Below are 13,305 nucleotides of genomic sequence, written 5' to 3' on the forward strand. Positions count from 1 at the left end.
GGGACGCACGGACCTCGCGACGGACGTCCCGTGCGACCCCCATCCGCCTGCCGGCAGGCGGCAAGGGTGCTACAAACGCCAAGCTTACCCTTTCAACTCCCGCTCCACCAACGCTACCCAATAGGCAGCCCCATAACCAAGCGCCCCATCGTTGAAATCATAAGCCGTATTGTGATGCAGCGCCCCATCCACCGCCTGGCCGTTGCCGAGCCAGACATAACAACCCGGCGCATTCTGCGCGAAGAAGGCGAAATCGTCTCCCGCCGTCGACGGCGGAAAGCGTGTTCGCACTTTCTCGCCGAAGACAGCGCCGGCCGCAGCGAGCGACCTCGCCGTGGCATCCGCGTCATTGATGACAGGTGGAATCCGTCGCTCGAATGCATAGTCCACGGCGATGCCGTACATAGCAGCAGTACCATGCGCCAACCGCCCGATCTCGATCTCCAGCTGATCCCGCACCGCGGGTGAATAGGCCCGTGCCGTCCCACCGATCTCCACGACATCCGGGATGACGTTCAAGGCCTTGGAATCACCCGCCTGCAGAAAACAGGTACTGACGACGGCCGGCTGCAGCGGGTCGATCACGCGCCCGACGATCGTCTGCAGCGTTGACAGGAAGGTGCCGGCGGCCGTGATCGGATCGCGGCCGAGATGCGGCTTGGCGCCGTGCGTGCCGGTTCCCCGGAAGGTCATGCGCCAGCTATCGGAGGAGGCAAGCTGCGGCCCCTCGACGACAGCGATCTCGTCGACCGCAAGCCCGGGCATATTGTGCAGCCCGTAGACGGCGTCGCAGGGGAAAAGCTGGAACAGCCCCTCCTCGACCATGCGCTTCGCCCCGCCGCGCCCCTCTTCGGCCGGCTGGAAGATGAAATGCACCGTGCCGGAAAAACCCCGCGTCGTCGCAAGATGCCGGGCGGCGCCGAGAAGCATTGCCGTATGGCCGTCATGGCCGCAGGCATGCATCTTGCCGGGCACGGTCGATTTATAGGGCCGTTCCGCCATTTCAGGCATGGCGAGCGCATCCATATCGGCCCTGAGCCCGATCCTCCGCGCGCCATTGCCGACCTGCAGCGTACCGACCACACCGGTGCCGCCGACGCCGCGATGCACGATGATACCGGCCTCTTCGAGAAGCCCCGCGACGATGCCGGCGGTGCGCTCCTCCTCAAAACCGAGTTCGGGATGGGCATGCAGATCACGACGCAGGGCGGTGAGGAAGGGCAGATCATCCTTGATCCCGGCGGGAATGCTCATCGGGCAATGCTCCTGAGGCCTGGATATCCCTTCACGAGAAACGGGCGCCCGACCGGCGCCCGCGTCAGTTCATTCCTTGTTCATCAAACGGATCGCAAATTCAACCCCTCTACGCTTCCTCGACAAACACCTCCTCGCGCTTCTTCTTGACGCTCGGCAGGAAGACGACGATCAGCACGGCAACCGCAATGGCCAAAAGAATGGCGCTGATCGGCCGCGTGACGAAGGTTGTGGGATCGCCGCGCGACAGGATCATGGCGCGCCGGAGGTTTTCCTCGAGCAGCGGCCCAAGCACGAAGCCGAGCAAGAGCGGCGCCGGTTCGCAACGAAGCTTTGCCAGCACATAGCCGATGAGCCCGAAGAAGGCGACGGCGTAGAGATCATAGACGTTGGCGTTGACGCTGTAGACCCCGATCGAGCAGAAAGCCATGATGACAGGGAAGAGCACGTAGTAGGGCACGGTCAAGAGCTTCACCCAGAGCCCGATCAGCGGCAGGTTGAGGATGACCAGCATCAGGTTGCCGATCCACATCGAGGCGATGATGCCCCAGAACAGCGCCGGCTGCTCGGTGGCGACATTCGGCCCCGGCACGATGCCCTGGATAATCATCGCGCCGATCATCAGTGCCATGACGGGATTGGCCGGAATGCCGAGCGTCAGGAGCGGAATGAACGAGGTCTGCGCACCGGCATTGTTTGCCGATTCCGGCCCTGCGACGCCGGCAACCGCACCCTTGCCGAATTCCTCCGGCGTCTTCGACATGCGCTTTTCCACCGTATAGGAGGCGAAGGAGGCAAGGATGGCGCCACCGCCCGGCAGGATGCCGAGCGCCGAGCCGATGGCCGTGCCGCGAATGACCGGCGCAATCATTTCCTTGAATTCCTGGCGCGACGGCAACAGACCGGACACCTTGGCCATCAGCACGGTGCGCGTCGACTCGCCCTCGAGATTACGCAGGATTTCTGCCACCCCGAAAACGCCCACCGCAAGCGCCACGAAATTCAGCCCATCGGCATATTCGCGGATGCCGAGCGTAAAGCGTGGCGTGCCGGTGTAGATGTCGGTGCCGACGAGGCCGAGCAGCAGCCCGAGCGCCACCATCGCCAGTGCCTTGACGACCGAGCCATGCGCAAGCGCGATCGAGGAGACGAGGCCGACGATCATAAGTGAGAAATATTCAGCCGAGCCGAATTGCAGCGCGATCGCCGTGAGCGGTGGTGCGAAGATCGCGACAAGGAAAGTCGAGACCGTGCCGGCAAAGAACGAACCCAGCGCCGCGATTGCAAGCGCTGCCCCCGCCCTGCCCTTGCGGGCCATCTGGTAACCGTCGATCGCGGTGACGGCCGACGAGGATTCGCCCGGCATGTTGATGAGGATGGCGGTGGTAGAACCGCCGTACTGCGCGCCGTAATAGATGCCGGCGAGCATGATCAGCGAGGAGACGGGCTCCAGTTGGAAGGTGATCGGCAAGAGCATGGCGATCGTCGCCGTGGCGCCGATACCGGGCAGCACGCCGATCAACGTACCGAGCAGCACGCCGATCAGGCAGAAGAACAGGTTTTCCGGAGTGCCGGCTGTCGCAAAGCCGAGCGCGAGATTGCTGAAAAGATCCATCATCGTCTCCTAGAACCGGACCCAGGGGCCGAAGCGCTCGAACGGCAGGCCGAGCCCATAGCTGAAGACCGCCACGGAAAAGATCGTCAGCAACAGCGAAAGAATGATCGCGAAGAATACGTTCATCTTTTGCGATGCGAAGCAGGCGATGAAGGCGGTGAAGAACAGCGCCGGCGCAAATCCGAGCCCGCGTACCGTCAGCCCGAAGAAGACCGGCGCCGGCAGGATGAAGAGCATGCCGCGCCAGGCCAAGGCGCCGATCGGCTCACCCTCGACGCGCAGCGCCTGAATGAAGATGATCGCGCCGAGGAGCACCAGCACACAGGCAAGCACCAGCGGAAAATAACCAGGCCCCATGCGCACGGCCGTGCCGAGGTCGAGCCCCAGCGACTGGATGGCGAAGAAGGCGCCAGTCGCAACGAAAAGCGCGCCGCAGATGGCATTGGTGGTGTCGAAACTGATGGATTTCATGGTGTCTCCTGAAGTTGGAGATGGTTCGTGACGCGCTGCTGCGATGGCTGCCCCTCATCCGCCTGTCGGCACCTTCTCCCCGCATGCGGGGGTCCGCAGGACGGGTCGAGACAAGTGGCTCGACCCCGGTAGGTCAGGGTGAGGGGCTCTTTCGGCATGCCCGGACGAGGATACCATCCTCAGTCGGCATATTCTCCGGCAGCCTCGATCACGGTTTTCCAGCGAGCGATCTCGCTTTCGAGCTTGGCTTTCAGCGCAGCCGGCGTCGCATCAGCGTCGGAGGATGGCGCCGTGCCGAGCTCGGCGAAGCGGGCGCTGACATTCGGATCCTTGAGCGCCACCTGCAGCGACTTCGACAGACGTTCGTTGATCGCAGCCGGCGTGCCCTTCGGCGTATAGATGCCGTGCCAGATGCCGACTTCGAAGCCCGGCAGGCCGGCTTCGACCGCCGTCGGAATGTCCTTCATCACGTCGAGGCGCTTGGGCGAGGTCACGGCATAGGCCTTGATCGTGCCGCCCTGGATCTGCTTCGTCGTGTTGGTCGTCTGGTCGCACATGACGTCGACCTGGCCGCCGAGCAGGTCGGTCATGGCAGGGCCGGTGCCCTTGTAGGGAACGGTCGTGAGCGGCGTCTGGATGGCGCTCATGAACATCATGCCGCAGAGATGCGAGGCGGCACCGATGCCGGCATTGGCGACCGTCACCTTGTCCTTGTTGGCCTTGAGATAATCGATCAGCCCCTTGAGGTCAGCCGGCTCCATGTCCTTGCGTGCGACGATCGTCATCGGCACCTCGGTGACGAGGCCGACATAATCGAAAGCGCCGAGCGTATCATAGGCGAGCTTGCGGTAGAGCGTAGCGCTGGTCGCCATGCCGATATGGTGCAGCAGGATAGTGTAACCGTCGGGATCGGCATTTGCCACGCGGCCGGCGCCGAGCGTGCCACCGGCGCCGCCGACATTTTCGACGACGATCTGCTGGCCGAGATCCTTCGACATGGATTCGGCGACGAGGCGCGCGACGGTATCGGTCGGGCCGCCGGCCGCAAAGGGCACGACCATAGTGATGGTGCGTTCGGGATAGGTCTGCGCCGTAGCGGCGCCGGCGAGAAGAGAGACCGCTGCAACAGCGGTCAGGCCGAGCATGGCCTTCAGGATTTTCATCGTTTCCTCCCTGATGAAATAAGCGAGCCCGCCGACACTTCCTCCGCGCCGGTTGGGATGGCCTATTTGCCGCCGCGAAAAATGGGTCCGCAATGATCGCCGCCGCTTTCGAAGGAGGATTCTGCGAAAGTGCGATGCAGCATGGGTCGATTTGGAAACAAACGACCAATGCGATGGGTGGATTTCCACCCATCGCAGCAGGTTCAGCCGCCGCAATCTAACCGTCGGTGGTCAGCATCCGCTTGTCGAGGCCGTATTTCTGCATCTTTTCGTAGAGGGTCTTGCGGGAAATGCCGAGTGACTCGTAGACCGGCCTGAGGCTGCCGCCATGGGCCACCAGCGCGCTGGCAATGACCCCTCGTTCGAATTCGGCAACGCGCTCGGCAAGCCCGGTTGCCTCCTCGGCCTGCCGCCCGCCATTGTCGAGGCCGAGAACCAGCCGGTCGGCGGCGTTCCTGAGTTCACGCACATTGCCCGGCCAGTCGCGCTGGGCAATGTCGGAGATCATCTCCGGCGGCACGGCCCCCTCGTCGCGGCCGTAGCGGGCGGCCGCCTCCCGCACCAGTTGCAGAAAGAGCAGCGGAATATCGGCCCGCCGCTGCGACAGCGAGGGCACATGCAGCGTTGCGACATCAAGCCGGTAGAAGAGGTCGGCGCGGAAGCGCCCTGCCGCCACTTCCGCTTCCAGGTCGACCTTGCTCGTCGCGATGAAGCGCACGTCGAGCGCCACGACCTCGTTCGATCCGAGTCTTGATATCACCCGTTCCTGCAGCACCCGCAGGAACTTCGCCTGCAGGTCGAAGGGCATGGAGCCGATCTCGTCGAGCAGGATGGTGCCGCCGCGCCCATGTTCGAACTTTCCGTAGCGCGGCCTCACCGCCCCCGGAAAGGCCCCGATCTCATGGCCGAAGAGCTCGCTCTCGATCAGGTTTGCCGGCAGCGCGGCGCAATTGATCGCGATGAACGGCCGGCTCGCCCGGGCGCTGATATCGTGAAGCGCCCGCGCCACCACTTCCTTGCCGGCGCCGGTCTCGCCGACGATGAGCGTATCGGCATCGCTCGCGCCGATCGCGCGGATGCGGTAGCGCAGATCCACCATCACCTGCGTGCGCCCCGGCAGCCGCGCCTCGATATCGTCGCGCTTGCCGGCGACCGCCTTCAGCAGCCGGTTTTCGAGCACGAGGCCGCGCCGCTCCATCGCCCGGCGGATGACGCCGGCAAGCATTTCAGGCGTAAACGGCTTCTCGATGAAATCGTAAGCGCCTTCGCGCATCGCCTTCACCGCAAGCTGAACGTCGCCATGGCCGGTGACGAGAATGACCGGCACCTCCTGATCGATCTCGCGGATCTTCTGCATCAGCGTCATGCCGTCCATGCCGGGCATGCGGATATCGCTGACGACGACGCCGGGAAAACTGTAGCCGATCAGTTCCAGCACATGGTCGCCGTTCGAAAAGGTCTCGACGCTGAAGCCGGAGAGCTCCAGCGCCTGCGCCGTCGAGCGGCGCAGTTCCTCCTCGTCGTCAACCAGCAGGATCTTCGCATCGTTCATTCCGCCGCCTCCGGCATCAGCCCCGCCGCCGATTGCAGCTCGATGCGGAAGACCGCCCCCCCTTCAGGATGATTGGCAGCAGTCAGGCTGCCGCCGAAATCCTTGATAATGTTGTAGGAGATCGAAAGCCCGAGACCGAGTCCCTTGCCGACGCCCTTCGTCGTGAAGAAGGGATCGAAGATGCGCTCGGCGATCGCCGCCGGCACGCCCGGCCCGTGATCGCGTATCGTCAGCATCACCTTGCCGGCCTCCTCGAAGGCGCAAACTTCGATGCGCCTGTCATCCAGCCCTTCCACCGCATCGGCCGCATTCGAGATCACATTCACCAGCACCTGCTGCAGACGCACCGAACCGGCGCGCACAACCGGCGGACACGGCCCGAGATCGAGCCGGAGTTCGGCATCCGCCGCTTTCAGCCGCCAAGCGATGATCTCGAGCGTGTCATGCATCGCCTCGTCGAGAGAAACCGACCCGAGCTTCTCGTTCGGTTTGCGGGCGAAGTTGCGCAGGTGCCGGCTGATCGCGGCCATGCGGTCGATGAGCCCGCCGATACGCTTAATATTGTCCCGCGCCTCCTCCGTCCGGCCGCGATCGATGAGAACGGAGGCGCTGTCGGTATAGGTCTTGGCGGCGGCGAGCGGCTGGTTGAACTCGTGCGAAAGCGCAGCCGACATCTGCCCGAGGCCGGCGAGCTTGCCGGCCTGGATCAGATCGGCCTGTGTCTGGCGGAGCTGCTGCTCGGTCAGTCGCCGCTCGGCGATCTCTTCTTCGATGCGGCTGTTGACGCGGGCAAGATCGGCCGTGCGTTCCTCGACGCGCCGCTCCAGCTCGTTGCGGGCGTCGGCCTGCATCTGCATGCGCTCGGCAAGCCGCGCCCGCCGCTGGCGAATGACCGCGACCGCGAGCCCGGCAATGCAGAGGACGAGAAAGACCGCCGCAAGCGCGGTGCGCGCCTGGGCACGGATGGAACTCGTCTCCATCAGCACGTTCACCGTCCAGTCCTCGGCCGGCATGTAATGCGAGAGCACCAGATATTCGCTCGAGCCGCGCTCGCCGGCCAGCGTCATCAGCTCATGCGGCTCGAGGCGCTGGCGCGTCACCGGTAGCGCCGTCAGCCTGGCATTGGCATAGCGTCGCGACGCTTCCGTGCGCGCGATGCGATCGGCCGTCAGCGGCAGGATGGCGCCATAGAGCCATTCCGGGCTGCCGGACATGAAGATGATGCCCTCCGGATCGGAGACGAAGATCTTGTATTCGCCGCCGCCCCAGGACGATTCGATCATGTCGATATCGACCTTGAAGACGATGACGCCGCGAATAGCCGCATCGATCCGGATCGGCGCGGCAAAATAATAGCCGCGCTTCAGCGAGGTGGTGCCGAGCGCGTAGAACCGCGCCTGCCGGCCTTCGATCGCGTCCTGGAAATAGGGCCGGTAGCTGAAATTCTGTCCGACGAAGCTTGCCGGTCCATCGTAATTGCTCGCCGCGATCGTCTCTCCATCAGGCTTGACCACATAGATGTCGGAGGATTTCAGCAGCCCGTTGATCTCCTTGAGATAGAGATTGGCGGCATCGCGCAGCGCCGTATCCTCGGGCGCGCTCACCAATTCCTTGATGTCCTCGTGATCGGCGATCAGCGCCGGCAGCGCTTCGTAGCGGTTGAGATGCCCGCTGAGCGCCGAGACCGCAAGGCGCAGCGCCGTTCCCGCCTGCGCCGAGGCTTCCGCCATATAGGCGCGCGTCGCGATCGCGCTTCCATAGGTGAAGAAGGCGAAGGTGATCAGCGGCACCACGAGCAACGCCGCTATCGCGCGATATCGCAAAGACAGATCCCGCTCCTCCCCTTTCTGCCTCCACTCCCCAGCGAGGCCCGACAGTGCCGAGTTTAATGAGACGGACGGGGATTTCCAAGGGCCTGCCGAAACTTGACACTTAACGAACGCGGATATCCTATTGCTGCACCGCAAGGAGGCCCCGCCCATGAGCGACGATCAGACACCCGCCGACAGCAAGCTCACCACATCCAAGCGTCGCTGGGCCGCCGAAGGCAAGTTCCTGACCGGCCGCATCAGCCGACCCGAAACCGAGCGCCTGCCGCCCGGCCAACACCTCGTCAAGAACTGGCCGGTGCTCGATCTCGGCCAGCAGCCTGTTGTCTCTACGGATACTTGGCGGCTCGAGGTGCGCGGCCTCGTCGAAACGCCGCTCACCCTCACCTGGGCCGCCTTCCACGCGATCGAGCAGAGCACTAAGGTCAGCGATATCCACTGCGTCACCACATGGTCGCGCTACGACAACAAATGGAAGGGCGTCTCGACGCGCGATCTGCTCGATCTCGCCATGCCCAAGCCGGAAGCCGGTTACGTCATGCTGACCAGTTATGACGGCTATACCACCAACCTGCCGCTCGCCGATTTCGCCGCCGAGGACGCGATCCTTGCCACCGCCTGGGAAGGCTTGCCGCTGACGGCGGATCACGGCGGCCCGATGCGCCTGGTCGTGCCGCATCTCTATTTCTGGAAAAGCGCCAAATGGCTGCGCCGCATCGAGCTTATGCCGGACGACGAGGCCGGTTTCTGGGAAAAGAACGGCTACCACATCTACGGCGATCCGTGGCGCGAGCAGCGCTATTCCGACGATTGAGCCTCCGGCCGCAGCAAGCGGCGAAGCGCATAAAAACCAACGCCGAACAATGCGGCAAGCCCCGTCAACGATGCCATACTGGCTGGATGAAGCGGTACCTTGCTCCAGTGCGGCTTGACAACATCGGCGGTGTTGAAGGCCTCGCCGCTGAACCGGCAGGTGACGAGCGCAAGGCCGCGCCGCACCATGTCGGCGTCGACCGCGGAAATGATTTCACCCGCCGCAGCGCTCTCCCGCGGCATCTCACGCATCGAAAACAAGACGGCCTTGGTCGCTGCGAGATAGGCATGGGCGCATTGGTTGAACGGGCTTTCCTCGTCCGTCACGCTACCCGGCATCCGGCCCCATAGACAATAGGAATACTGGATTTCGGCATAGTTCAGCACGCGGCGGAACCGCTCGTTGGTATCGACCGCTTGCGACGCAAGGTCAATGATCCCACTGCGATAGTCTGAAATCACCGCCATCTCGCCATGGGAAATCTCGGGGATATCCAGCCCGGCATGGCTGCCGCCGCCGCTGCGGCTATGGGCAAAGGCGTTTCCGGCAACCACGCAAGAAAAGGCGACGCCGACAAACGCCGTCGACAGGAGCGGTATGGTTCGGCTGCTTTTCATGTTTGCCCGAAAAGTTCAGGGCGCCGGTATGCGGCGCCCCTCGATGCATTCAGTGAAACGCCGTTGCCGGCCGACCTCGTTGCGGCCCGCCTTTCACGGCAAGCTGCTTTTCCGCCAGCACTCCGAAGGCGAGGCCCAAGGTTGCCCAGAGGATCACGTGCATGCCGAGCGAGGTCGTGCGGAACCGCCAGAGCACCATCGCCGAGAAATTCTCCGGCACCTCGTTGATCGGCGGCAGCAGATAGAGCACGAGGCCGATGAAGACGAGATAGGCGATGCCGGCGATGATCGCACCGTTCCAGAGACCGAAACGTTCGGCAAGACGGCGCGACAGCGCCACTGTGGCAACCAGCGCGGCAAGCGAAACGACGATCATCAGGAAGAACATTTCGGTCCTGACGCCGATCGTGTCGGGATTGCCGACCGCCGGCGGATTGGCCGGATACTTGATCCCGGGAACAAGAACGATCGCCACGAAGGCGGCAAGGGCGATGACCGCCGAAGTGCCGCGCGCCGAAAGGCTGCTGAAGCGCCCGTGCACGAAAGCGAAGGCAAGCGCAAAAAGCCCGCCGACGGCGACGCTGTAGGCCATGACGCCGGTAAAAAGGCCGAGACCGGCCTGCGTGGCGCGACTGACGATTTCAGGTTCAGCAGCTTCGCCGGCCGCCTGCGCAGTCGCCGCCTCGAAGGCGATGGCCGCATCGACCAGCGGCTCGCCGAAGGTATGGGCGAAGGCAAAAACGAGAATACCGGCAATCAGGCCCGCGAGCATGCCGCGAAGCAGAAGGTTTCCAACCATGTCAGGAACTCCCCTAAAGCATGTCGCGCAAAACTGTGTGAGCGGTTTCGCGAGAACGACATGCGCAAAACAAGACCTAAGGCGCGAGAAGCGAATCTGAAAGATCGCGACGCGCTTTAGTGGCAGGGAAAGCCGAGGAGATGACGACCGTCATGCACGAATTCGTGCACATACATGCCATTGAACAGCGCCATTGCGCCTTCCTCGGTACCGACGAAATAGAGGACGATGAGCATCAGCAGGCCGCCGAAGATCGCCCAGGGCAGGATCTCTCCTAAGGGGATCGGCGCCGGTACTGCTGCGGGCGCGAAAGTGGTGTCAGACATGTATTCCTCCGGGAATGACGCGTTCAGTCGAAAGAGTGCTTACGCAGGTGGGTCTGACTTCCAACGCGAAGAGCTTTCGACACGCTGGTCACAGTGGCGCGACCGTGCCGGATTTCCACCGGCTTCCAAACCCGCAACAGCACGGTTATATCTGCACGCCGAAGAGACTGTCAACGAAACTTCACAAGCCGGCAAAGACGCTGGAGCCGCATTCCGGGAGATCAGAACGATGGTGAATACGCGCCTCACCTGGATCTGCCACGGCGCGACGATGGCAAGCCGCAAAGCCCTGTTCCCGCTCGACGAACCGCTGGAAGACAAGGCGGAGGAAGAAGCGGCCAGCATGGCTGCCCCTCCCCGCGCCGACCGTATCGCCACGAGCCCCGCCTTACGCGCGCGCCAGACCGCGGAAGCGCTTCGCCTTGACGCCCGGATAGATCAGGCGCTTCGCGACTGCGACCATGGCCGCTGGGCCGGCAGGTCGATCACCACGGTCGAGGCAGACGAGCCGGCAAACCTCCTGGCCTGGATGAGCGATCCGGAAGCTGCCCCGCATGGCGGCGAGAGCCTTGTTGATCTGCGCAGGCGGGTCGCCAGCTGGATGGACAATGAATCCAGCCTCGGCGGCCATGTGATCGCCGTCAGCCACGCGGCCGTCATTCGGGCAGCGGTGGCGCATGTGCTTCAGGCGCCACTCCCTTCCTTCTGGCTGAGCGACGTCGAGCCACTCGCCGTCATTCACATGACCACTGATGGACGGCGCTGGTCTCTACGCTTTCCGCATTAGAGCCCGAGGCCGCTGTAACACCTTGAATCGCTGCATAAACTTATCCAGCCTTACACAAGCAAATCGCGTCATCTCTATTGAACCCGGTTTGGCGGGGACTACTTCCTTATCCCAAGGAGATGGAAGAATGACATATGATTGGAGTGGGGAGCGCACGCGACGCTTGCGTTTGATGCGTTTTGCCACAGTCACAGTTCTGGTCGGTCTCATCGTCAGCGTCCCGCTGCTGATCGTCACCGCCTGAAGCACGAAAGGGCGAGCGGTGCCATGGCACGCTCGCCTTCGTTCTTTTCACACGCCAGTCTGCAATCACGACGAAGACCGCGCTCAGCGTTTCTCGGTCTCGCAAAAGCACCCCTCTGGTCCCTTGACGGTACAGCAACAGGCTGCCGCCTCCGATAATTCGCCTTCTGGTTTCAACGAACATTTCAGACTTTTGTGCTACTTCCGCGAAGGTTGGAGATGGAGAAGGCGTGGTGCCGGTATTTTTCCAGAGCAGGGCCGGAAGGCAATGTGTGTCGATCGTCGGGTTCGGGATCACTCTCTGGCTCCTCGGCACGCTGCTGCAGCTTGACGACAGCCTTGCCTTCTTCATGACCGGTTTCGGCGAATACGGCGCCGACAAGCTCGTTCTGGCGCTGGGCATCGCCGGTGCCATGAGCTTCATCTATTCGGTGCTGCGCATCGCCGACCTGCGCAAGGAAACGGAACAGCGCGCCGCCGCTCAGGCAAAGGCCGATTGGACCGCAACCCACGACCACCTGACCAAACTGCCGAACCGCTACGCCTTCGAGCGCAAGATTCTTTCCCGGCCGATCAAGACCGACGAGGCCGAGATCGAGGAGTGGGGCCGCAACGTCACCCTCTTCTCCGTCGACCTCGACGGCTTCAAGAAAGTTAACGATCTCGTCGGCCACAAGGGCGGCGACGTCCTGTTGATCGAGGTTGCCAGACGCATCTGCGCGCTCGGCAATGCCGACTGCGTCTATCGCTTCGGCGGTGACGAATTCGTCATCGTCGCGTTCGCCCTGACGGCGCAACGCGAGGAGCGTTTTGCCAAGCTTTTGATCCAGGCCATTACCCGGCCGATCCATATCGATGGCTTTGCCGTCGAAGTCGGCGCCAGCGTCGGCTACGACCGCTGGGTCGAGGGAGCCGAACCCCTTGAAGATGCCGCCCATCGTGCCGACCTTGCCATGTACGAGGCGAAATCACGCGGACCCAACCATTATTTCGTCTTCGAACCGTCGATGCAGGACAAGGTAACGGAACGCGCCGCGCTGGAAACCAGGCTGCGTGCTGCAATTTCCACCAAGGCGATCAAACCCTTCTATCAGCCGCTGATCGACCTGAAGTCCGGCCAGCTCTGTGGCTTCGAGGCCTTGGCGCGCTGGATCGGCGATGATGGTGTCAACATCCCGCCGCCTGTCTTCATTGATATCGCCGAGGAGACGGGCATGATCACCGCATTGTTCGAGGATCTTCTCGCCCAGGCCTGCAGCGACGCACTCACCTGGCCGGAGCATGTGACCTTGTCCTTCAACGTCTCGCCGGTGCAGATGGAAGACAGGCTCCTGACTTCCCGCATCCTCAAGGTTCTCTCGGCAAGCCGGCTGCCGCCGCAGCGCCTGGAAGTGGAGATCACCGAAAATGCGCTGATCCAGGATCCCGCCATCGCCGTCGTCGTTCTCGACGAACTGCACGCGGCCGGCATCCAGATCGCCCTCGACGATTTCGGCACCGGCTATTCGAGCCTCGCCCAACTCGCCCGCTATCGTTTCGACAAGATCAAGATCGACAAGAGCTTCATCGCCACCTATCGCGACGACGAACGCCAGGAAAAGATCGTCCGCGCCATGCTCGGCCTCGGCAGGAGCCTCAACATCAAAACAACAGCGGAAGGCGTTGAGGAGCATAGCCAGCTCGCCTTCCTGCTGCAGCTTGGCTGCGATATCGGCCAGGGCTATCTCTTCGGCAAGGCGATGCCCGCCGCCGAGGCGGGCATCTTCATCAGCGATCGCAATACCAGTCTGGCCTCCACGGCCTGACGGAGCGCTCTACCCTTTGTTTTGACGCGA

The 13,305-nt window shown here is 63.0% G+C and carries 12 protein-coding genes and 1 riboswitch; of the genes, 3 read left to right on the forward strand and 9 right to left on the reverse strand.

From position 1 onward, the window contains the following. Positions 1-84: 84 nt before the first annotated feature. The 6 genes from QMO82_RS18820 to QMO82_RS18845 form a co-directional block, all read right to left on the reverse strand. Positions 85-1,254: a M20 aminoacylase family protein gene (locus tag QMO82_RS18820; protein ID WP_183609640.1), complete on the reverse strand. Its 1,170-nt coding sequence runs from the start codon at positions 1,252-1,254 to the stop codon at positions 85-87. 109 nt (positions 1,255-1,363) lie between these two features. After that, positions 1,364-2,869, reverse strand: coding sequence for a tripartite tricarboxylate transporter permease (locus tag QMO82_RS18825; protein WP_018243405.1), 1,506 nt, complete (start codon positions 2,867-2,869; stop codon positions 1,364-1,366). Between the two features lie 9 nt (positions 2,870-2,878). Beyond that, positions 2,879-3,340 (reverse strand): tripartite tricarboxylate transporter TctB family protein, encoded by a 462-nt coding sequence (locus QMO82_RS18830; protein ID WP_183609639.1) that lies wholly within the window; start codon positions 3,338-3,340, stop codon positions 2,879-2,881. A gap of 179 nt (positions 3,341-3,519) precedes the next feature. Continuing rightward, positions 3,520-4,503, reverse strand: coding sequence for a tripartite tricarboxylate transporter substrate-binding protein (locus tag QMO82_RS18835; RefSeq protein WP_183609638.1), 984 nt, complete (start codon positions 4,501-4,503; stop codon positions 3,520-3,522). Positions 4,504-4,720: 217 nt separating this feature from the next. Next, the gene (locus QMO82_RS18840) at positions 4,721-6,055 is read right to left on the reverse strand and encodes a sigma-54 dependent transcriptional regulator (protein WP_183609637.1); all 1,335 of its coding nucleotides are present in this window, start codon (positions 6,053-6,055) and stop codon (positions 4,721-4,723) included. Continuing rightward, positions 6,052-7,878, reverse strand: coding sequence for a sensor histidine kinase (locus QMO82_RS18845; protein WP_281413818.1), 1,827 nt, complete (start codon positions 7,876-7,878; stop codon positions 6,052-6,054). The genes QMO82_RS18840 and QMO82_RS18845 overlap by 4 nt, the downstream gene beginning before the upstream one ends. Positions 7,879-8,035: 157 nt before the next feature. Between QMO82_RS18845 and QMO82_RS18850 the strand changes: the two genes are divergently transcribed. After that, entirely contained in the window at positions 8,036-8,698 is a 663-nt protein-coding gene (locus QMO82_RS18850) for a sulfite oxidase-like oxidoreductase (protein WP_183609636.1), read from the forward strand. Here the strand turns inward: QMO82_RS18850 and QMO82_RS18855 are convergent. From QMO82_RS18855 to QMO82_RS18865, 3 genes are all read right to left on the reverse strand, one after another. Next, positions 8,683-9,315 (reverse strand): hypothetical protein, encoded by a 633-nt coding sequence (locus QMO82_RS18855; RefSeq protein ID WP_183609635.1) that lies wholly within the window; start codon positions 9,313-9,315, stop codon positions 8,683-8,685. The two genes, QMO82_RS18850 and QMO82_RS18855, sit on opposite strands and share 16 nt — an antisense overlap. Positions 9,316-9,364: 49 nt before the next feature. Then, a complete protein-coding gene (locus QMO82_RS18860; RefSeq protein WP_183609634.1) occupies positions 9,365-10,114 on the reverse strand; it encodes a CbtA family protein in 750 nt (249 codons plus the stop codon). A gap of 116 nt (positions 10,115-10,230) precedes the next feature. Beyond that, positions 10,231-10,440, reverse strand: coding sequence for a CbtB domain-containing protein (locus tag QMO82_RS18865; protein ID WP_183609633.1), 210 nt, complete (start codon positions 10,438-10,440; stop codon positions 10,231-10,233). A gap of 28 nt (positions 10,441-10,468) precedes the next feature. Next, positions 10,469-10,590, reverse strand: a riboswitch (cobalamin riboswitch). Positions 10,591-10,672: 82 nt separating this feature from the next. Between QMO82_RS18865 and QMO82_RS18870 the strand changes: the two genes are divergently transcribed. Both QMO82_RS18870 and QMO82_RS18875 read left to right on the forward strand, forming a co-directional pair. Next, complete coding sequence (locus QMO82_RS18870) at positions 10,673-11,227, forward strand: histidine phosphatase family protein (protein ID WP_183609662.1); 555 nt, start codon at positions 10,673-10,675, stop codon at positions 11,225-11,227. Between the two features lie 476 nt (positions 11,228-11,703). Continuing rightward, entirely contained in the window at positions 11,704-13,275 is a 1,572-nt protein-coding gene (locus QMO82_RS18875; RefSeq protein WP_183609632.1) for a bifunctional diguanylate cyclase/phosphodiesterase, read from the forward strand. The last annotated feature ends 30 nt before the right edge of the window (positions 13,276-13,305 follow it).

Source organism: Rhizobium sp. BT04 (assembly GCF_030053135.1).
Classification (GTDB): domain Bacteria; phylum Pseudomonadota; class Alphaproteobacteria; order Rhizobiales; family Rhizobiaceae; genus Rhizobium; species Rhizobium binxianense.